This is a genomic window from Jeongeupia wiesaeckerbachi, assembly GCF_050916355.1.
GTDB lineage: Bacteria > Pseudomonadota > Gammaproteobacteria > Burkholderiales > Chitinibacteraceae > Jeongeupia > Jeongeupia wiesaeckerbachi.
On record NZ_CP136946.1, the window covers coordinates 377,040 to 392,746 of the forward strand.

Consider the following 15,707-nt stretch of genomic DNA (forward strand, 5'->3'; position numbering starts at 1 on the left):
CATGGATATTCTTACAACTATAGGCACGTCGATTGATCTGGCGAAGCGGCTTCGTGAAATCTCCAAAAACATAGAAGATGCCGAGTTCAGAAATTTGCTAGCTGACCTATCGAATGAACTTGCGGACTTAAAGCTAGAAGCAGCCTCTCTCAAGGAGCGCATTGCCGAGCTTCAAGAAGAAAATGGTCTACTAAAAAAGACATCTCAGCCTTCTGATGAGAAGACAACGAGGAGGCAATGGGGCTGCTACCTATTCGAGGGCGACAGTACCCTTTATTGCCCTGCATGCTGGGATTCAAAACGCCAAAAATCTTCAACTACCCGAGTAAACACTCGTTTTCGCCATTGCCCTGTTTGCAACACACCTATCGGGGCTGGCTAACAATGCGCTCAACTGCCGCTCACTTCGTTAGCTGGACAGCCAAGAGCTACGCTTTTGTTTGCCCGTTAGCATAATCGTTAGCCAACTTAGAGGATACATTGCCATGTCGTTCGAAGAACAGATCCTTCAAGCCATCACATCAGTGATGCCAGAAAATGCAAAAATTCGTCTTGTTCCCGGCATCGGCTCACTGAATGTTGGTGTGTCGTGGAAGCTAAATGACGATCCAGAACGTCCAAACAAAATGTCCAAAACAATTGCTATTTGCGTAACAGATGAAGCAGCCCAAGACATCGCAGATGCATCTGCGGCTCAGCAAGCCGAGGCCTCCCAGCGGGTTTCAGCATTTCTGTCCCAAAAACTAGCTAACTTCGACCCGAACCACAACACTCCAAAATACGAGGCACCTCCGATTGAACAATGGCTAATCGGCAACGCAGTGCTTGTCGGCTAACACTTCAATCAAGCGGACGCCCTTTGGCCTCCGCTTATTTAAAACATTAGCTGCAGGAGTAAAAATGCACAGCGGTAGCTGTTTGTGTGGTGCGGTTTCATTTCGCTTGCTGTCTGAACCCAAGACTGTGTCGAACTGCCATTGCAGAATGTGCCAAAATCAGCATAGCGCTGCATTTACCACGTACTCAAGTGTACCCAGATCTGATTTGGAATATCTATCCGGGCAAGAATTGCTAACTGCTAGCGTTATCCGGAAGTTCTGTAGCGCTTGCCGCTCCAATATTGAATGGAGCGGAAGTGAAAAATTTCCAGACTGGGCATCTATCACCATGGCATCAATCGACACCAACCTTAAACCCAAAAACATCAAAGATGTTCATCTTGAGTCCAGAGTGTGCTGGCTACAAAGCAGCTAAAGTGCGCCGGTTAATTCCAACGTTATACCTCCAACAGGTGCGATATGACCGATCAAAAGCTGACGTTCGCAACCCAATCTGAGTGGGAAGCCTGGCTGGAGCACAATGGAAGCACGGCTCCGGGTGTATGGCTTCGCTTGGCGAAGAAGGCGGCCGAGCAACCCACCGTCACCTATGCGCAAGCGCTCGAAAGCGCCCTTTGCTACGGCTGGATTGATGGCCAAAAACAGGCAGAGAACGAGCATTACTGGCTGCAACGCTTTACGCACAGAACCGCCAAGAGCATCTGGTCAAAAATCAACAAGGCAAAGGCAGAAGCGCTGATGGCTGCGGGAAGAATGCATCCTGGCGGTCTGCTCGAAATTGAGCGTGCCAAGCAGGATGGGCGCTGGGATGCTGCCTATTCATCGGCGAGCAATTCGACCGTCCCCGAGGACTTGCAACAAGCCCTGGATGCCAATCCCAAAGCCAAGGCATTCTTTGCGTCGCTTGACAGCCAGAACCGGTACGCCATTCTGTTCAGGATTCAGAACGTGAAGAAGGCCGAGACCCGTGTGAAGAAGATCGCTCAGTTCGTTGAAATGCTCGGCAATGGCGAGAAGCTTCATCCATAGTTTCTGCGACCTAAACTCAAGCGAGGCGGTTGGCGCAGGCCGCTTCGTTCAGTCGTTAGACATGCCCTGCTAACACCTTCTCACCGACATCCGCCCCGGCGCCGGAAGTAGTCGGTTCTGCTTGTCGCCCAAGCCTGCCAATACAGTTCAATGCCCAGCAAACATGGGCCAACGCATGCAAGTAAAGCACCAATCGTCGCAATTTTGAAACACCGGCATCATTTGAGTCACCGATGACTCATGACAATTATTTTCACGCATTAATTTGTACACTTTTGACTCATTTATTGTTATTACGGGTCAAAAATATCCACTCCACAACCTGCCGGAGCGACAACGGCAACGATTGCTCGGTCATCCCACCCCATCTACTTGACGACAAATTGCCTTGAATTGACCCACCTGATGTAATCCAGCGGTGGTCGACGCCGTGCATTGGCAATACAGGCATGGCGCAGCTGCATGCCGAAGCACAATCAAGGATACGTCATGAAATTCAGCACCCGGATATGGATCATTATTCTTGCCGCCTTGACGGGCATGCTGCTTCTGGCCTCATTGGCCGTATATACGCAGCGCGAAGCCATGCTGGACGGGCGGAAGCAGCAGCTGGATTTGCTGGTAAATCTGGCATACGCGGCCGTAGAAAAAGTGCATCAGCGTGAAATGAACGGTGAATTGACGCGCGAGGCAGCACAACAGGAAGCCAAGGCCATTCTGTCCAGCTACCAACGCGATGACAATTACTACTTCGTCCGTGATTTCACAAGCGATGTATTGCTGGTCCACCCCAATGCGCAACGCATTGGCGCCCCCCCCTCTGCCGAGGCGGTGCAAAAGGGTGATGAATACCGAAACGCCATCGGCCAGGCCAAGACCGACGTGGCTTTCGTGGCCTCGCGTGACGGGACGCGCCCGGGTGTGAGCGGCAAGGTGGCCAAGCTTTATGGCGTCAAGAAATTCGAATCCTGGAACTGGATGATCGGGTTTGGCGAATACATCGACGACATTGAGAATGATTTCTGGCGCAGCGCGCTGTTCTTCCTGTCGATTGCCGGCGCCCTGCTCGTCCCGCTGATGGCCCTGGCCTTGCGTATGCGTGGCACGATTTTGCGGCAGCTTGGCGGAGAACCGGCCGACGTCGCCGACAGCATGCGGAAAATCGCGAGTGGCGATCTGGCGATCGACATCAAGCTGGCCAGCAATGACAACAGCAGCCTGATGGCCTCGCTGAAAATGATGCAGATGAAGCTGAAGAACCTGACTTCGGCGATCCATGAAAATGCGTCCAATCTGTCCGAGCAGGCACTCAAATTCGAGGCATCGGCAAAGTCATATACCGATACCCGCTCGGATGCGGATCTGTTCGAATTGGTACGTGGATTGAAAAAGCTGGGAAAAACCTCGGACATCCTGCTCAAGTCGGTGTCGCGCTTCAAATCCTGACCGCCTGCGTGGCGATGCCATGGCGACAGCGCTGCCGATGCACGCTGTCGCCATCGAATATCGTCTGAGGCGTTAGCGTGCGCACGCGCGAGCCTGCAAGATCAATTGAGAGGCAGCAATGGATTTATCAGCCGACCTGATGATTTCCCCCAAGGGGGAAGAGGAAATCAAAAACCGGACTTTCAAACTGAGCATTCGCAAGCGCAGCGTGCTGCTTCTGCTCGGCAAGCCCCGCAGCTTGCTTGAGTTGCTTGAAAAGACGGTTTATCCCCGCGATGACATCATCAGTGACGTCGTGGAAATGGCTCGCGATGACTTTCTTGCCATCCAAGGCGTGGCCGATATGCGGCAGGGGGCCAAAGCCCCGGCGCCGGCCGATGGGCTCCAGCTTGATCCCGAGCTGATTGTGTCGGAAGCGCGTTTTTTGCTGATCGATTTCTGTGTGGATGCCTTCGGCCCGCACTCGCAGGCTTTCGTCGACGAGATCAGCGCCTGCAAGACGGTCGATCAACTGCTGACCTGCGTGCACACCATTCACCGATTTGCCCTGCAGTCCTTCCCCGCTCAGGTGCTGGCGCTGCACAGCGTGGTCACGGACATCAACAAGACCGCCTGAATCGCCCGGGCGTGCCGCAGCCGCCCGGGGTCTTGCAGATCATCCCGGATCCCGCAGCAAGCGCAGCGCCGACGCCCGCGACAGCTGGCGCCGCTCCCACGCGGTGATCAGGGCGGCGAGCAGCACGCCGGTGCCGAGGCTCCACAGCGGCAACTGCCAGTTCCACGGCACCGTCAGCTCCAGCACCTCGCGCGCCAGCAGCCAGCCCGAGACGCTGGCGGCGACGCCGGCAACCAGCCCGGCCGTCGCGCCGATCGCCGCGCCTTCGATCCACTGCACCTTGGTGATCTGCGCCCGGCTGGCGCCGAGCGCACGCATTACCGCCGCCTCGCGCCGCCGCTCGGGCGCGGTGGTTTCCAGCGCCGCGAGCAGCACGGTCAAGCCGGCGGCGAGGCAGAAGCCGAACACCAGCCGCAGCGCGCTGGCCGCCAGTTCGAGTACGCGGCGGACTTCGGCGAGTACCTCGCCGACGTCGATAAAGGTGACGCTGGGGAATTGCGCCGACCAGCGCGCGACGACCTCGCGGCGCTCGCGCGGCAAATGGAAGCTGGTGATCAGGCTGGCCGGCAGTTCGGCAAACAGCGATCGGGTGCCGACAACGAAGAAGTTGACCCTGAACGAATCCCAATCGACCGTGCGCAGATTGACCACCGGCGCGGAAACCAGCGTGCCGGCCACGTCGAAGGTCAGCGTGTCGCCCAGCTTGATGCCCAGCGTTTTCGCCAGGCCCGCCTCGACCGAGTAACCCGGTTTGGTCTCGTCGAGCGGCGTACCGGCATCCAGCCGGTTGTCGGCGCGCAGCGTTTCGCCCCAGGACAGGTTGAATTCGCGCTCGGCCAGCCGCTGCGCCCTGTCCTCTTCAAAGCGCTTCGGATCGACCGGCTTGCCGTTCTGCGCCATCCAGCGGCCACGGATCATCGGTTGCAGCGCCGGCGGGGCAAAGCCTGCGTCGGCAAACGCCTTGTCGAACGCTGCGGCCTGATCGGGCTGGATGTTGATCGCGAACTGGTTCGGTGCGTCGACCGGCACGCGTTTTTCCCAGGCGCTCAGCAGGTCACGCTCGACCACCGTCAGCAGCCACAGTCCCAGCAGGCCGACCGCCAGCGCGCCAAGCTGCGCCGCCGCCAGCCAGCGCCGCCGGGCGAGCTGGCGAACGGCAATCCGCGCGGCAAAGCCCTTGGCGAAACGGCCGAACAGCAGCAGCAAAGCCCAGCCGAGCAGGCCGGCAACGAGCAGCGCACCGGCAATACCGGCGGCGACGATGGCGGCCAGCGTGGCGTTGCCGGCCACGCCGACAAACAGCGCCGCGGTCGCCACGCCGGTAACCGCCAGCGTCAACCACAGCCGGGGCGGCGCGGTGGTTTCGCGCCGCAGCACGCGGATCGGCGGTGTTGCCGCCAGCCGCAGCAGCGCCGGCCCGGCCACGCCGACCAAGAGCACAAAGCCAAAACCGCAGGCGGCCAGCCACGGCCAGACCGAGCCGGCCGGCAACGGTGCCGGCAGCCGATCGCGCACCGCCCAGCCGAGCACTTCCTGCGCGCCCCAACCGAGGGCTCCGCCGGCCAGCGCGGCAAACAGGAACAGCAGCAGCAGTTCGCCGAGCAGCACGGCACGGATCTGTGCGCGTGTCGCGCCGAGCGTCACGTACAGCGCGACGGCGTCGGCACGGCGGGCGGCGAAACGCCGCGCCGCCAGTAGCACCGCGGTGCCCGACAGCGTCGCCGCGAGCAGCGTCACCAGCCGCAAAAAGGTTTCGGCGCGTTCAAGCGCGGTCTTGACCTCGGGGCGGGCCTCGCGGACGTCCTCAAGCCGTTCGCCCCGGCCCAGCGCACCGCGTGCCTGCTGCTGCCACGCGGCGACCGCCTGCGGCGGACCGGCGACCAGCAGCCGGTATTTGACCCGGCTGCCGAAGCCGATCAGCCCCGTTGGCGCCAAATCGGCGGCGTTCATCATCAGCCGTGGCTGCAGGCTGGCGAAATCGAGCGCGCCGTCGGGTTCGCGCTCGATCAGCGCCGCGATGCGGAACTGGGTATTGCCCAGCCGCAAGCTATCGCCGACGTTCAGCTTCAAACGGTTCGCCAGACGCGGATCAAGCCAGATCGAGCCTGCCGGCGGTGCGCCGACCGTGGATTCGGCGTGCCCGGCCAGCCAGAGCTTGCCGCGCAACGGATACGCGCCGGCAATCACCTTGACACTGGCGAGCACCGCCGCATCGCCGGCGGCCGCCATGCTCGGAAAAGCCTGCGTCTGCACGACGGCCAGCCCGGCGTTTCGGGCGGCATCGGCGAAGTGCGGTGGAATCGCGTGATCGGCGGTCAGCACCGCATCGGCGGCAAGCAGGTTGTTCGCCTCGGTATTGAGCAACTTGGCCATCCGGCCGGCGAACAGGCCGACCGCAGTCAGCGCGGCGATCGTCACGATCAGCGCGGCGATCAGCGTCCGGTAATCGCCAGCGGCGAGGCCCCGGCGGAACTGGCGCAGCGCGATCATGCGCCGAGCCCGCGCTGCTCGACCACCCGCCCGGCCGCAATCCGCAGGCTGGCGCTGCAACGCGCCGCCAGCGCTTCATCGTGCGTCACCAGCACCAGCGTCGCGCCGGTTTCACGGTTCAGTTCGAACAGCAGGTCGGCGATCTTTTCGCCGGTGTGGGTATCGAGACTGCCGGTCGGCTCGTCGGCGTAGAGGATGCGCGGATCGGTGCAGAACGCCCGTGCCAGCGCAACGCGCTGCTGTTCGCCGCCCGACAGCGTGCGCGGCGTGTGTTCGAGCCGCTGACCGAGGCCGACGCGCTCCAGCCAGTTCGCGGCGATATCGCGCGCCCCCTTGCGGGATGCCAGTTCGAGCGGCAGCATGACGTTCTCGAGTGCGGTCAGCTCCGGCAGCAACTGGAAGGACTGGAACACGAAGCCGGCCAGCCGGCCGCGCAGGCGCGCACGACCGTCTTCGTCGAGCGAGGCGAGATCGGTACCGGCCAGCGTCACGCTGCCGCTGCTGGGCAGATCGAGCCCGGCGAGCAGGGCCAGCAAGGTCGACTTGCCCGAACCCGAGGCGCCGACGATGGCGAGGCTTTCGCCCCTGGGCAGGGAGAATGAAATATCGGCGAGCAGATCAAGCGGGCCGTCGGCGACAAGCACACGCTTGCCAAGCGAGCGGCAATCGAGAACGGATTCGGAATCAGGAGCAGGACTGGCAATGGACATGGGGAACCAGATGGGCAAGGTGTGGGTACGCGCGGTGCTTCAGCTTATGGCGTTCTGCGGTGTTGCGCTGCTGGGCGGCCAGGCAATGGCGGCCGGCAAGCCGGTACTGCTGGTGTTCGGCGACAGCCTGTCGGCCGGTTACGGCATCGCCGCGAATCAGGCCTGGCCGGTGCGGCTCGAAACCGAACTGGCGCGCGGCGGCAAGCCGTATACCGTCGTCAACGCCAGCGTATCAGGAGAAACGACCGACGGTGGCCTGACGCGGTTCCCGCAGGCGCTGAAAATCCACAAACCCAAGCTGGTGATCATCGAGCTGGGCGCCAATGACGGGCTGCGCGGGTTGCCGGTCGCCAAAGCCAAAAGCAACCTCGGCGCGATGATCGCCGCGGCGCAGAAGGCCGGCGCCCGGGTCCATCTGGTGGGGATGCAGATGCCGCCGAACTACGGCCCGGATTACACGCGCGATTTCGCCGCGATGTACCCGGCACTGGCCAAGCAGTACCGCGCCGGGTTGACGCCTTTCCTGCTGGCGCCGGTGATCAAGCGGCCGGACTGGTTCCAGCCCGACCAGCTGCACCCGGTCGCCGAAGCTCAGCCGGCGATCGCGGCGATGATCGCCAAGGACATCGCCCCGCTACTCTGAGCCGCCTACCGGCGTGTCGGGCGGCTCGGCCGCGTCGGCCGGCTCGGCTGCGGTCGGCATGACCGGCGCCACGCCGGTGTCGATCAACATCTCGACGCGCGCCACGCCGCCGACGAAACTGGCGGCAATCGCCGCGTGTTCGGCGTAGGTGGATCGGGTACGGCCGAGCAAATAGACAACCCGCCGGTCGGTGACGACCATCAGGTGCAGGGCATCAAGGCTGTCGCTGCCGTAGGCAACGATCCGGGCTTTCACCAGCGCGGTCAGCCGGGTGTCGTTGGCACGCTCGGCCGGGCTCGAAGGCGGCGCAATCACGGTCTTGTCGTGGAGCCGGCGGATGCCGGGCTCGGCGGCGGCCAGCGCCAGCATTCGCTGCCGGGCATCGGCATCCGGCAGTTCGCCGCTCAGCAACACCACGCCATCGAAGGCATTGACGCTGACGTGGGCGGCGTCGGCGAATTCGGTATCGATCGCCCCGCCCAGCCGGCCGGCGAGTTCGAAATCGCTGCGGATCACGCCGAACGGGCGCGGATCGGTGCCGACGACAACACCGATCTCGACCAGATTGACCACCAGCATCAGCGGCACGCAGCCGCCGAGCGCGACGGTCAGCAGGACGATACAGGCGCTCCGCTTCACAACCGTCCCTCATGCGAACGACGGTCGGTGCGGGGCGCCCCTGGCCGCGCAACTTACTTGCGCAGCGCCTCGTCGGCCGGACCGACCGGGTTGGATTCGACCAGCTTCACCACCTGGGCGACGCCGTCGACCATGCTGGCCGAGCGCGCGGCCTGGTCGGCGATGTCGGGCCGGGTGATGCCCATCAGGTAGACGACCTTGCGTTCGGTCACGACCATCAGGTGCAAGGCGCCACTGTCGGACGACTCGGTGATCACGGCCGTCTTCACCCTTGCGGTCAGCTGGGTGTCGTTGAGCCGGTCGGTACTGCCCGACACCGGCGCCACCACGGTTTCATTGTAGAGCTTGCGCAGCCCCGGCTCGGTCCGCGCCAGTTCAGTCAGCTTCTGCTTGGCCGCTTCATTCGGCACTTCACCGGTCAGCAGCACGATGCCGTTGTAGCTGTTGACGTTGACGTGCGCGGTGTCCTTGTAGGCGTCCAGCACCTTGGCGCTGATGCGCGCCCCGACGTCGAAGTCGGTCTTGACCGTCTCGGCACGACGCGGATCCGAGCCGACCATCATGCCAACCGCGGCGGCGCCGGCGATGACGAGCGGCACGCAAGCCGACAGGGACAAGGACGCCAGCAGCGCCACCGCAACGATACGGGACTTCTTCATTTATTCGCCTCCCAACAACATGTAATCGATCGTGTCGCACAGCGCGTGCACGAGGGTGATATGCGCTTCCAGAATCCGCGCGTTGCGCCCGGCGGGCACGCACAGGTGCAGGTCGTCGCCGACCAGCAAGTCTCCGATCTGGCCGCCGTCGTTGCCAGTGAGCGCAATCACACTCATCTGCCGCTCGTGCGCGGCGTTGATCGCGGCAATGACGTTGGCCGAGTTGCCCGACGCCGAAATCGCCAGCAGTACGTCGCCGGCACGGCCGACCGCGTGCACCTGCTTGGAAAACACCAGGTCGTAGTCGTAATCGTTGGCGATGGCCGACAGCACCGACGAATCGGTGGTCAGCGCCACCGCCGACAAACCCGGGCGCTCGCGCTCGAAGCGGCCGACCATGGCGGCGGCGAAATGCTGCGCCACCGCAGCCGAACCACCGTTGCCGCAGGCCAGCACCTTGCCGTCGGAAATCAGCGCCTGCACGACTTTTTCAGCCGCCAGCCCGACGCTGGGGCCGAGGATCTCCATCGCCATCTGCTGCGTGGTGACGCATTCTTCAAAGTGCTCGCGCACCCTTTGCAGTAAATCCATTTGCTTGCCTTTCTAAATTGCGACGAGCCCGACAGCGTCAGGCTTCGATACAGTGCTTGAGCCAGGAAATGGCGTCGCCGTCGATGCACACCGCGTCGAAACGGCAAGGCGGAACGGGCGAAACGCCAAGAAGATAGGACTGCGCCGCGGCGATCAGTTTCGCCTGTTTTGCCGGCGTGATGCTGGCTGCGGCACCGCCAAAACGGCTGGAAGCTCGCTGTCTGACTTCGACGAACACCAGGGTGTTCCCATCGCGGCAGATCAGGTCGATTTCACCGCGACGGCAGCGCCAGTTGCGCGCCACGACACGCAGGCCGCGAGCAACCAGATAATCGGCGGCCAGCGCTTCGGCCACCGCCCCGCGCTCGCCCGGCGGGCTAGAGGATCGGGGCACCGTCGTCCGGTGTCGTGTTGTCGCTCGCCGACGGGATCGCGTTACCTTCGCCAAAACGCTCGGGCAGCAGCCGGCGCTCGATGACGCCATCGGTCCGCTGGCTCAACTGGCCGGTCAGACCGTCGAACGAAACCGCTTGCCCCGGCGCGCGAATCAGCATCGCGGCGATCCGCCACGCATCGACGCCCAGCGCGAACATCCGCTCGTAGTCGTTCGACTGCGTCCGCGGCCGGGCAAACAGCGCATAGTAAGGGTCGTCGGCGTTGACCAGCCACGGCATGTCGAGGAAACGCACGCCGGCCAGATCGGCCACCGCCGTCGCCGGGAGCGGGCCCGGATTGATCTGCGACGTCGCATACACCGGCAAATCGTTGCCGATGAAAGGCCGGACCTTGCGACCGAGCTTGAAGCCGGTGGCGAGGAAGACCGCGTCCGGATTCTTGGCGGCGATTTGCGTGCGCAAACCCGCCAGCCCCTGCGTGGCGTTGCCGGCGTCGACCAGCTGCGGCGCCGGATTGCCGAGCGCCTGCCAGGCGGCGGTGAAGCCCTGACTCATGCGTTGGCTCAGCGGATTGGTGGCGACGAGGATCAGTGGATTGCGCACGCCGTTTTCGCGCATCAGCCGCGCGACTTCGCTGGCCTCCTGCTCGATCGACAGGCTGAAGCTGTACAGGTTTGCGCGGCGCAGGGTGCGGGCATCGAAGCTGTTCAGCGCAATCACCGGCACCGGGAAACGGCCGTTGTCGGCGACGTAATTGACCGCGCTACGCGTCAGCGGGCCGATCACGGCCGCAGCGCCGCCGTCGATCGCCTTGTTGTACTGCGCCAGCACGTCCTCGTCCTGATCGGTGGTCTCGAACACGCGCAACGGCGGCTCCGAACCCTGGGCGAAGACGTGCGCGCCCTTGACCACGCCATCCATGATCTGGTCGACGGCCGGCTTGAGCGCCTTGCTCGACGTCGCGCTCGGCAGCAATACCGCGATATACGCGTCGTGCCGTGCTTCGGTGGCGACGGCCGGTGCTTGCGGCAGCGGTGTGATTTCTACCGGCGCCGGTTTTGGCGGCGCCGGACGCGCCACAACGCTGGGCGCGGGCGTCGGTTGCGACGCGACCGGTGCAGGCCGCGTCGCACAGCCGGTACTGACACCAGCCAGCAGCGCGCCGTATAGTAGCGCCCGCAATCCACGGCCACTGCCGTGCCCAATCCGGCGCAACACGCGCCATGGAGCCTGAATGTGCATCACGATCCTTACCAGGTAGCCCGGGCTACATTATATGTGGTGGCCACGCCCATCGGAAATCTGCGGGATATCAGCCAGCGCGCGCTGGACGTACTCGCCGCGGTCGACGTGGTCGCCGCCGAAGATACCCGTGTTTCGGGTCAATTGCTCCGGCACTTTGGCATCCAGAGGTCGCTGCTCAGCCTGCGCGAGCACAACGAACGTGCGATGGCCGAGCGCATCATCGCCCGTCTGGCCGCCGGTGAGTCGGTCGCACAGATCTCCGACGCCGGTACGCCGGGCATTTCCGATCCCGGCGCCGTGCTCGCCGCCGCAGTGCATGCCGCCGGTTTCCCGGTGGTGCCGGTGCCCGGCGCCAGCGCACTGACCGCCGCGGTGTCGGCCGCCGGCTTCAGCTGCCCGCACACGCTGTTCTACGGCTTCCTGCCGCCCAAGACCAAGCAACGCTGCGACGCGCTGACCACGCTGGCCAGCCTGCCCTGGCTGACGGTGTACTACGAAGCGCCGCACCGGATCGTCGATTGCCTGACCGATCTCGCCAGCGTGTTCGGCGCCGATCGCCAGGTGGTGATGGCGCGCGAGCTGACCAAAACCTTCGAGACGATCCGTCGCACCACGCTGGGCGAACTGGTCGACTGGGTCAAGCAGGACACCAACCAGCAGCGCGGCGAATTCGTCCTCGTCGTCGACGCCGCCGCACCGGTCGAAAACACCGACGAGGCCACGCACGACACCGTGCTGGCCCCCCTGGTCGCCGAGCTGCCGCTCAAGCAGGCCGTCGCGCTGGCGCAGGCGATTACCGGTGCGCCACGCAATCAGTTGTACGAACGGGCGCTGTCGCTGAAGAACGCCGCCGAATAAGCTTGCCGTTCGTCGCGGCTTCGGTGATAATCCCGCCCTTGCCTGCCCGGGTGGCGAAATGGTAGACGCAGGGGACTCAAAATCCCCCGTTGAAAGACGTGTCGGTTCGAGTCCGACCCCGGGCACCAGGCAACAAAATCAAAAAAAACGCGACCTTCGGGTCGCGTTTTTTGCTTTCCGGCGCTTCTCGTCGGGAATTCAACGCGCGGTGTAGCCGCCATCGACCGCCACACTCTGGCCATTCAGGTAGCGCGCCTTGCCGCTGGCGAGGAAAACGATCGTCTGGGCGATTTCGTCGGCTTCCGCCGCACGCGGGTTGGGCAGCGACGTCAGCAGTCCGGTCTGGACGGCCGCGTCGTTGCCGGTGAAGCGCTCGAACATGTCGGTCCGCACCGGCCCCGGCGCGACGGCGTTAACGGTGACGCCGTGTGGCGCAGCCTCAAGGGCAGCACTCTTGGTCAGCCCCTCGACGGCGAATTTGCTCGCCGCATAGACCGAGGCGCCGGCCATGCCGACCTGGCCCACGATAGACGACAGGTTGACGATCGCGCCGCTGCCCTGCGGAATCATCACCGCCAGCTCGTGCTTGAGCGACAACAGCACACCACGCACATTGGTTTGAAACGTCGCCTCGTAGTTTTCGACGGTCTGCTCGACCAGCGGGCCGGATTGCCCTTCGGTGCCAGCATTGTTGACGGCGACGTCGAGCCGACCGAAGCGCGCAACGGTACGCGCCACCAGCTGCTGCACATCGGCCTCGTTATGCACGTCCGCGTGGACGTATTCGGCTTCGGCGTCGAGCGCATGCAGTTCGGCGACCAGCGCGGCACCGGCCGCGTCGCGGCGGCCACTGACAATCAGCCGGGCGCCTTCCCGTGCAAATGCGATGGCGGTGGCGCGGCCAATGCCGGTCAGGGCGCCGGTGATCAGGACAACGGGCTTGCTCATGGTTTCACTCCTTGGGTTCAGGTCGTGACGCCGATCTTCGTCCATTCCCAATCAATCAATAAGCCAACTCGATCGCCTATCATTTATTCCTTGATGGACTTTATTGGCGCGACTCATGGACCGGCTTCAAGCCATGCAGACCTTCGTTCGGGTCGTCGAAACCGGCAGTTTTTCGGCCGTGGCGCGCGAACGGCACACCACGCAGAGCACCATCAGCAAGCAGATCGCCGCACTTGAACACGCGCTGGGCGTGCGCCTGCTGAATCGCTCGACCCGGGCACTGGCCTTGAGCGAGGCCGGCGCGCACTACTTCGAGCAGGCCCGGCGGCTTGTCGCCGAAGTGAGCGAACTCGAAGCCGCATTGCAGCAGAAGGAGCATCGCCTCAGCGGGCCGTTGCGGATCGCTGCGGCAGTCGGTTTCGGCCGGCTCAAGCTGATGCCGCTGGTGCAGCGCTTCCTGGCCGCCCACCCCGATGTATCCATCGATCTGCGGCTGCATGACGGCTTCGTCGACCTGGTCGAACAGGGTGTCGATGTGGCGATCCGGATTGGCGAACTGGGCGACAGTGGCCTGATTGCGCGGCGCATCGGCACTTCGCAGCGGATGGCACTGGCCAGTCGCGGCCATATCGCGTCGCTGCCGGTCGTGCCCTGCACCCCGGCCGAGCTGGCGCAACACAATTGTCTTGTCTACACCGAGCTCAGCGCCGGCAACGCCTGGCTGTTTACCGCAGGCGCGCACGCCGGTGTCGCGGCCGGGACGACCCAGACGATCCGCGTGACCGGCAACCTGCAATCGAACAGCAGCGAAGTCATCCGCACCGCGGTGCTGTCCGGCATCGGCATCGCCTACTCGCCCAGCTGGCTGTTCGACGCTGAGATCGCCAGCGGCGAGGTGGTCCGGCTACTGCCCGGCTGGACGGCGACCAGCCCGCCAATCCATCTGGTCTATCCGCGTGCCCGCGCGCAGGCGGCCAAGGTCAGGGCGTTCAGCGACTTCGTCGCCGAAGCGCTGTCGCACGAACTGGGCGGCGATACTCAGGCCGTCTGAGTGCGGTTGGCCAGGTAATCCGACTGGAACAAGCACATCCGCAGCACGTTGTGATAGCGGCCGTTGCTGAAGTATTCCTCGATCAGCTCGGCCTCGGTAACGAAGCCGCACTTCTCGTAGACGTGGATCGCCGCCCGGTTCGACACGTCGACCACCAGATACAGCTTGCGCAGGTTCAGCACCGAGAACGCATAGTGGATCGCCAGCCGGGTGGCGCCGGAGGCAAAACCGCGGCCCTGCGCGCCCGGCGCGATGATGATCAGGAACTCGCCGCGGCGATGGATGTAATCGAGCTCGATCAGCTCGACCAGACCCACCGTTTCACCATGCTCGTCAACGGCGACAAAACGCCGTTCGCGCTGGTCGTGCACGTGCTGATCGTAGAGCTGGGACAGCTCGGCAAAGGTTTCATACGGTTCCTCGAACCAGTAACGCATGATTCCGGCGTCGTTGTTCAGCGCGTGGACGAAACGCAGGTCGTCGCGCTCGAGCGGGCGCAATCGCAATCCATTCGGCATGGTCATCTCCTTCAGGCCGCCCCGACAGCAGGCGGTGCGGGTTCGGCGACCGGAAACACCCAGTCGTAAGCCCAGTTGAACACGAAGGCGTAGACGAGATAGAACACGACAATCGCCAGATCCATCACCAGCGCCTGCCACAGGCTGATCTGCAGATAGAGCGCCATCGCCGGCAGCAGGATCAGCAGCAGGCCGCCCTCGAACAGCAGCGCATGCAGGATGCGCTGCCGCAGCGTTTTGCGCGTCGTGCCAGTGTGGCGCAGCATCAGCCGGTCGAAACCGAGGTTGTAGACGTAGTTCCACACCGTGGCGACCAGCGCGCTGCCCACGCCGATCACGCCCATCTTGGCCGGCGCCAGGTCGAACAGCAGAAAACCGTAGGGAATCACCAGCAGCACGCCGAGGAGTTCGAACAGCACGGCATGGCGGATGCGGTCGGCAACGTTGCGCACGTCAGCCTCCTTGTTACAACGAAACCCGCAGTCTATTCATCTGCTGGCACTGATCCAGTCAGTATCCATCGATTTTGCAGATGGGTTCAGCCGTGCCATCGCCCGACAAGCTGCGGGCCACTGACTCAATCCGGCGTGTGCGCCAGCGGTGGCAGCCGCAGCAAGCGGGCGTCGCCAACGCGCATCGTCGTCTGCTCCATCAACCAGCGCATCAGCGTCTCGCGCTTGTAGTTCAGTTCGTCGACGCCAAGACCGACCAGATCGATCACGCGGGCGGCACCGCTAAGCACCACCTCGCCTTCGAACGTCAACGCCGTAGCCAGATAGCGAAAGCCGTCCTGCTCGGTCAGCCAGTAGACCTCCTCGCCATCGTCGACCAGCGCCAGCGTGCCCGGCCGCTGCGCCGCCAGCTCGGTGGCGACGAGTTGAGCAACGGCGTGAAACCACTGCCACGCCTGCTCGGTGTCATCGTCGGCGCCGTAACGGGGAATGTCGGTATTGAGTGGGAAGGTCATCGACTCGTCGTACAAGGACACGGAAAGGGCGGATTGTGCCAGACCGGAAGCATCGGCCGCCGT

At 63.5% G+C, this 15,707-nt stretch carries 20 protein-coding genes and 1 tRNA gene; 10 read left to right on the top strand and 11 right to left on the bottom strand.

From position 1 onward, the window contains the following. Position 1 precedes the first annotated feature (1 nt). The 6 genes from R0382_RS01830 to R0382_RS01855 all read left to right on the top strand — a co-directional run bounded on the left by R0382_RS01830 (position 2) and on the right by R0382_RS01855 (position 3,930). Positions 2-382, top strand: a complete 381-nt coding sequence (locus R0382_RS01830) for a hypothetical protein (RefSeq protein WP_432721844.1) — start codon at positions 2-4, stop codon at positions 380-382. A gap of 103 nt (positions 383-485) precedes the next feature. Next, positions 486-836, top strand: a complete 351-nt coding sequence (locus R0382_RS01835) for a hypothetical protein (RefSeq protein ID WP_432721845.1) — start codon at positions 486-488, stop codon at positions 834-836. A 64-nt stretch (positions 837-900) separates the two neighbouring features. After that, a complete protein-coding gene (locus R0382_RS01840) occupies positions 901-1,254 on the top strand; it encodes a GFA family protein (protein ID WP_432721846.1) in 354 nt (117 codons plus the stop codon). A gap of 44 nt (positions 1,255-1,298) precedes the next feature. Continuing rightward, the gene (locus tag R0382_RS01845; protein ID WP_432721847.1) at positions 1,299-1,868 is read left to right on the top strand and encodes a YdeI/OmpD-associated family protein; all 570 of its coding nucleotides are present in this window, start codon (positions 1,299-1,301) and stop codon (positions 1,866-1,868) included. 489 nt (positions 1,869-2,357) lie between these two features. Then, positions 2,358-3,314: a cache domain-containing protein gene (locus tag R0382_RS01850; protein WP_432721848.1), complete on the top strand. Its 957-nt coding sequence runs from the start codon at positions 2,358-2,360 to the stop codon at positions 3,312-3,314. 118 nt (positions 3,315-3,432) lie between these two features. After that, a complete protein-coding gene (locus R0382_RS01855; protein ID WP_432721849.1) occupies positions 3,433-3,930 on the top strand; it encodes a hypothetical protein in 498 nt (165 codons plus the stop codon). 39 nt (positions 3,931-3,969) lie between these two features. On the opposite strand, the gene R0382_RS01860 is transcribed toward R0382_RS01855, so the two are convergent. Beyond that, complete coding sequence (locus R0382_RS01860; protein ID WP_432721850.1) at positions 3,970-6,420, bottom strand: ABC transporter permease; 2,451 nt, start codon at positions 6,418-6,420, stop codon at positions 3,970-3,972. Next, the gene (locus R0382_RS01865) at positions 6,417-7,130 is read right to left on the bottom strand and encodes an ABC transporter ATP-binding protein (RefSeq protein WP_432721851.1); all 714 of its coding nucleotides are present in this window, start codon (positions 7,128-7,130) and stop codon (positions 6,417-6,419) included. Before R0382_RS01865 ends, R0382_RS01860 begins: the two co-directional genes overlap by 4 nt. Here R0382_RS01865 and R0382_RS01870 point away from each other — a divergent pair. Beyond that, a complete protein-coding gene (locus R0382_RS01870; protein WP_432721852.1) occupies positions 7,123-7,773 on the top strand; it encodes an arylesterase in 651 nt (216 codons plus the stop codon). The genes R0382_RS01865 and R0382_RS01870 overlap by 8 nt on opposite strands. Here R0382_RS01870 and R0382_RS01875 read toward each other — a convergent pair. Genes R0382_RS01875 through R0382_RS01895 form a run of 5 tightly spaced genes read right to left on the bottom strand, consistent with a single transcriptional unit; the run spans position 7,765 to position 11,299 of the window. Then, positions 7,765-8,412: a BON domain-containing protein gene (locus tag R0382_RS01875; RefSeq protein WP_432721853.1), complete on the bottom strand. Its 648-nt coding sequence runs from the start codon at positions 8,410-8,412 to the stop codon at positions 7,765-7,767. The two genes, R0382_RS01870 and R0382_RS01875, sit on opposite strands and share 9 nt — an antisense overlap. 53 nt (positions 8,413-8,465) lie before the next feature. Continuing rightward, a complete protein-coding gene (locus R0382_RS01880) occupies positions 8,466-9,071 on the bottom strand; it encodes a BON domain-containing protein (RefSeq protein ID WP_432721854.1) in 606 nt (201 codons plus the stop codon). Beyond that, a complete protein-coding gene (locus tag R0382_RS01885) occupies positions 9,072-9,662 on the bottom strand; it encodes a phosphoheptose isomerase (RefSeq protein WP_432721855.1) in 591 nt (196 codons plus the stop codon). It abuts the gene before it with no gap. A gap of 37 nt (positions 9,663-9,699) precedes the next feature. Further along, complete coding sequence (locus R0382_RS01890; protein WP_432721856.1) at positions 9,700-10,056, bottom strand: YraN family protein; 357 nt, start codon at positions 10,054-10,056, stop codon at positions 9,700-9,702. Continuing rightward, positions 10,040-11,299 (bottom strand): penicillin-binding protein activator, encoded by a 1,260-nt coding sequence (locus R0382_RS01895; protein ID WP_432721857.1) that lies wholly within the window; start codon positions 11,297-11,299, stop codon positions 10,040-10,042. Before R0382_RS01895 ends, R0382_RS01890 begins: the two co-directional genes overlap by 17 nt. Positions 11,300-11,335: 36 nt before the next feature. Here R0382_RS01895 and rsmI point away from each other — a divergent pair, with 36 nt between their 5' ends. Together rsmI and R0382_RS01905 are read left to right on the top strand one after the other, a co-directional pair. Beyond that, the gene (rsmI, locus tag R0382_RS01900; RefSeq protein WP_432724201.1) at positions 11,336-12,160 is read left to right on the top strand and encodes a 16S rRNA (cytidine(1402)-2'-O)-methyltransferase; all 825 of its coding nucleotides are present in this window, start codon (positions 11,336-11,338) and stop codon (positions 12,158-12,160) included. A 44-nt stretch (positions 12,161-12,204) separates the two neighbouring features. After that, positions 12,205-12,288, top strand: a tRNA-Leu gene (locus R0382_RS01905). 70 nt (positions 12,289-12,358) lie between these two features. On the opposite strand, the gene R0382_RS01910 is transcribed toward R0382_RS01905, so the two are convergent. Then, positions 12,359-13,108: an SDR family NAD(P)-dependent oxidoreductase gene (locus R0382_RS01910; RefSeq protein WP_432721858.1), complete on the bottom strand. Its 750-nt coding sequence runs from the start codon at positions 13,106-13,108 to the stop codon at positions 12,359-12,361. 115 nt (positions 13,109-13,223) lie between these two features. Here R0382_RS01910 and R0382_RS01915 point away from each other — a divergent pair, with 115 nt between their 5' ends. After that, positions 13,224-14,159 carry a LysR substrate-binding domain-containing protein gene (locus R0382_RS01915; protein ID WP_432721859.1) on the top strand — a complete coding sequence of 312 codons (936 nt, stop codon included), beginning with the start codon at positions 13,224-13,226 and terminating at the stop codon, positions 14,157-14,159. Here the strand turns inward: R0382_RS01915 and speG are convergent. The 3 genes from speG to R0382_RS01930 all read right to left on the bottom strand — a co-directional run bounded on the left by speG (position 14,147) and on the right by R0382_RS01930 (position 15,644). Then, a complete protein-coding gene (gene speG, locus R0382_RS01920) occupies positions 14,147-14,677 on the bottom strand; it encodes a spermidine N1-acetyltransferase (RefSeq protein WP_432721860.1) in 531 nt (176 codons plus the stop codon). The two genes, R0382_RS01915 and speG, sit on opposite strands and share 13 nt — an antisense overlap. An 11-nt stretch (positions 14,678-14,688) precedes the next feature. Beyond that, the gene (locus R0382_RS01925) at positions 14,689-15,129 is read right to left on the bottom strand and encodes a PACE efflux transporter (RefSeq protein ID WP_432721861.1); all 441 of its coding nucleotides are present in this window, start codon (positions 15,127-15,129) and stop codon (positions 14,689-14,691) included. Positions 15,130-15,254: 125 nt separating this feature from the next. After that, positions 15,255-15,644: a hypothetical protein gene (locus R0382_RS01930; RefSeq protein ID WP_432721862.1), complete on the bottom strand. Its 390-nt coding sequence runs from the start codon at positions 15,642-15,644 to the stop codon at positions 15,255-15,257. Between the last annotated feature and the right edge of the window lie 63 nt (positions 15,645-15,707).